Source organism: Megasphaera sp. DJF_B143 (assembly GCF_900320625.1).
Lineage (GTDB): Bacteria > Bacillota > Negativicutes > Veillonellales > Megasphaeraceae > Megasphaera > Megasphaera hexanoica.
Genome location: NZ_ONTA01000131.1, coordinates 1 through 3875 on the forward strand (window position 1 = coordinate 1; position 3875 = coordinate 3875).

Sequence of the window (3875 nt, forward strand, 5' to 3'; positions counted from 1 at the left end):
GCTGTGGAGATATGGCCGCAATGCCAGCTGCTTCTTAATATTTTCTATTTCTTTTCCAGCTGTTTTACCCGTCCCATCGGCATCTCCCGTCAGGGCATTCCAGCCTACTTCGATATACCCTTCCTGGTTGAGAGCCTTCCAGAACGCCTTGGTAAAATGTCCCGATGTGCCACCCGGCGCACGGCTGATAATAGGACGCACGTGGATGACATCATAAATCAGACCGGCCGTCTGATTGACTTCATCCATATAGGCTTTAGGCGACGCATACAGTTTCTTATAATCATGGCTGTAGGAATGGATGCCGATGGCATTGCCCGATTCATAAATAGCCTTCACGACGTCGGGATACCGTTCTACATTATTACCGGTCAGAAAAAACGTAGCATGAATCTGTTCGTCTTTCAGGATTTTCAGTATTTTTGTCGTATTTTCTTTATTCGGCCCATCATCAAAGGTCAGATAGGCCACATGATCCCCATAATAATAATCCCTGGTCGTACCGTATGTCAGAGGAAGACCTTTGTCCTTACGCTGCTGTACCGTATAATGATCATACACAGGCAGGTCATTATCGACAGCTGGCAGCGTAAAATCATCTCCCACAAATGCCACATCGGGGTGAGATATGGCAGCAGCCTGTTGTACCTCGGCCGCTATATGTCCGTGGTGATCATACAAAAACCATCCACTACCTGCTAACACACATATGGCCAATAAACCAGTTATTATTCTTCCCTTCACGTTCTCTACTCCTTACCTTTTGATTCCATTCCTTACCTTTTAACAGATTTCATCGTCAGGCTGTTCTGACGGCTGAATCCCTTCCACGCTTTTTTAATCAATATGCGCATCATATCTATAGTCAGCTCCCGGCGTTCCTGCTCAGAACAAGGGCCGAAATTTTCAAAATCCAGTTCTTCGCTGACCATGTGAGCCACATTTTCTCTGGCCTGCAGTCCTTTGGCAGACAATTCCTCACTAGCCTTTTCTGCAATAGCTGCTGCACCGGGACGACCGCCGACGACAATCCGCCACTGATCTTCTCCCATAGTGACAGCGCCAGTCAGATATGGCTGCTGGCCCGTCTCACTTCTGTAGGCCATATACGCGGTATAGACGAACTCCCGGGCAATCACGATTTCTGTGATTAATTCCCCCATAGGAGGACACGAAAGATAATCCCGCAATTCCATACGCCCTTTGTCTTCCAGGACCACATCGACAGTCAGGGACAAGAGAATAGGAAGCAGCATGGAAAAAGGCTGTTTGGAAGCAATCAGGCCACCCAGCGTTGCCCTCTGTTTCAGTTCCCGGTCCGGTACCTCTCTCAAAGATGCACATATGGCCCCTCCTGCCAGGCCCTTCAACAGTGGCGATTTCTCTATTTCTGCCATCGTCGTCATCGCGCCGACAGCGATTTCTTCTCCTCCGTCCCGGATATAGGAAAGCCCGGCATGATCCAATTCGATGGCCAGTTTATAATGAGTATCTTTACGTTTCAACTCCTGCGCACCGGCTACAAGAACTGACGATGCGACAGTCCGGTAAGCACTATACGCTTCAGCCGATGTATGGGGAGCAATGACACTATCACTCGATACCACTTGGCGCACCTCCTTTCACAACAGTTTTATTCTATTACTTTAATAGTCCTTGTGCAACATGACTGCGATGCAAATCCAAAAGAAACGACTCATGAGTACAATCCAGGATCCGCTCAATCAGTGCATCCGGCCCCAGCCTATCATAGGCTTCCAGTTCATCGGCATACAACAGGACTGGCATTAGTAATTGGATAATTATGCCATCGTCCAAAGTCAGTTCTCCCAATTCACCATCAAACTGTACCATAAGGACTCCACAAAGATCACTTTCCGTAGTGAATGGTTCGTTTGACTCTGAATTGGGAAGGATGAACCCGTAAGACATCCACAGATGATGAGCATGCGGAAATTTAGCCAGATCACGGATCATCCGAAGCGGCCAGGCAGCCTGTTCCCCCATAGAAAGAATTCGGTCATGAGCAAACGGCCAGTCAGATGGCAGCATCAGACACAGTTCACTATATGATTCCCGCACTTCGCTACTTTCCGTTCCTTCGGGATAGGTCATCGGTGTGGCACTCATCCCCAGAGTATGAATAACATAAAACGGCTCTTCTGTCGTAGGATATAAAACCTCTATATCAACAGGCAGCGGAACCGGTTCCGTATCAGCCAGGACCGTCCGTTTCCGGTTGGGAAACAACGTATGGAAGTATTGTTCCACTGCTCCGGTATATTCACGATGCAATACGGGCACCGGTTTCATTACCAGATCATTCATAGAAAAAAAATGTGTGATTTTAGGAATCGGACAACGGTCCATCGGTATCACTCCCTTATGTTCTATCTTACTATAACATAGACCGGCCATTTGTTGAACCCATCAGACGCCCTTTCCTTTTTTAGTCAGGTCTCTAATGCCGGTTTATATGGGAAAACAGATATCCGGAAGACTGCATTATCTGTACCGGTAAGTATATGCTATATATACATTATATGATGTGATATGATGTACAGATATTCATCATATCACATATACCATCTATATCGCATTACGCATTTTGTCCTTATATAGCAAACAAATATAGTCTATTTATAATACATTACAAATTATCATTTATAAAATAATATTAAGGCATGATACAGCCGTTCATTTATTTTTTAATATAAATTAAATTTTTTCATTATATTTTATTTGCATTTATTTATATTTTTAGTATTTTCCTGAAAATGTTATAATTTATTTTCACATTATGGTATTAAAAAAAAAAAAAAAAAGTGTTATGATAAGGCCGTAGAGAGAAGTTCGGGGTAAACTAATTTTTCAAATGAGGTGAAGCTTTATGAACAAGTATCTTGCATCTGTAATCGAAAATGTCAAAACGAAACACGCTAATGAACCGGAATTTGTCCAGACCGTAGAAGAAGTATTCTCGTCCCTGGATCCTGTCGTAGAACGTCATCCGGAATACGAAAAATACGATCTCCTGAATCGCATGGTCGAACCGGAACGGATGTTTACATTCCGCGTTGTCTGGGAAGATGATAACGGTAAAATCCATACCAATACAGGTTATCGCTGCCAGTTCAACGGCGCAATCGGGCCATATAAAGGTGGTCTCCGTTTCCAGAAAAACGTATATCCCGGTATCATTAAATTCCTCGGTTTCGAACAGATTTTCAAGAACTCTCTGACGGGTCTTCCTATCGGTGGCGCCAAAGGTGGCGCAGACTTTGATCCCGATGGCAAATCCGATGCAGAAATTATGCGTTTCTGCCAGAGCTTCATGCAGGCCCTTTATCGTTACATCGGTCCGGACATCGACGTACCGGCTGGTGATATGGGCGTTGGCGGCCGTGAAATCGGTTACCTCTTCGGCGAATATCGTCGTCTGAAAGGTTGCTTCGAAAACGGCGTACTGACCGGGAAAGGCTTCAGCTATGGTGGATCCCGTATTCGTCCGGAAGCGACAGGCTATGGTGCTGTATACTATCTGGAAAATGTCCTCAAACACGATGGCGAAGACATCAAAGGCAAAACGATTGCCGCCGCTGGTTTTGGTAATGTTTGCTGGGGTATCTGCAAGAAAGCTGCCCAGCTCGGTGCCAAAGTTGTTACCCTCTCTGGTCCGGACGGATATATCTATGATCCTGATGGCGTCGTAACTGAAGAAAAGATCAATTACCTCCTCGAAATGCGTGCTTCCGGTCGCAACCGCGTCCAGGACTATGCTGATAAATTTGGCGTAGAATTCCATCCGGGTGAAAAACCGTGGGGCGTCAAAGTTGATATCGTTATGCCGTCGGCTATGCAGAACGACGTACATA

At 45.5% G+C, this 3875-nt stretch carries 4 protein-coding genes; 1 reads left to right on the top strand and 3 read right to left on the bottom strand.

Going from position 1 to position 3875, the window contains the following annotated elements; genetic code table 11:
* From DBO31_RS03900 to DBO31_RS03910, 3 genes are all read right to left on the bottom strand, one after another.
* Positions 1-681 (bottom strand): polysaccharide deacetylase family protein (locus DBO31_RS03900; RefSeq protein WP_234995380.1); only part of this gene is annotated, 681 nt, incomplete at its 3' end.
* A 95-nt stretch (positions 682-776) separates the two neighbouring features.
* Positions 777-1607: an FAD binding domain-containing protein gene (locus tag DBO31_RS03905; protein ID WP_059075656.1), complete on the bottom strand. Its 831-nt coding sequence runs from the start codon at positions 1605-1607 to the stop codon at positions 777-779.
* Positions 1608-1641: 34 nt separating this feature from the next.
* Positions 1642-2370: a suppressor of fused domain protein gene (locus DBO31_RS03910; RefSeq protein ID WP_159897750.1), complete on the bottom strand. Its 729-nt coding sequence runs from the start codon at positions 2368-2370 to the stop codon at positions 1642-1644.
* A gap of 520 nt (positions 2371-2890) precedes the next feature.
* On the opposite strand from DBO31_RS03910, the gene DBO31_RS03915 reads away from it, so the two are divergent.
* On the top strand, positions 2891-3875 hold a 985-nt coding region (locus DBO31_RS03915), incomplete at its 3' end, for a Glu/Leu/Phe/Val dehydrogenase dimerization domain-containing protein (RefSeq protein WP_150824493.1).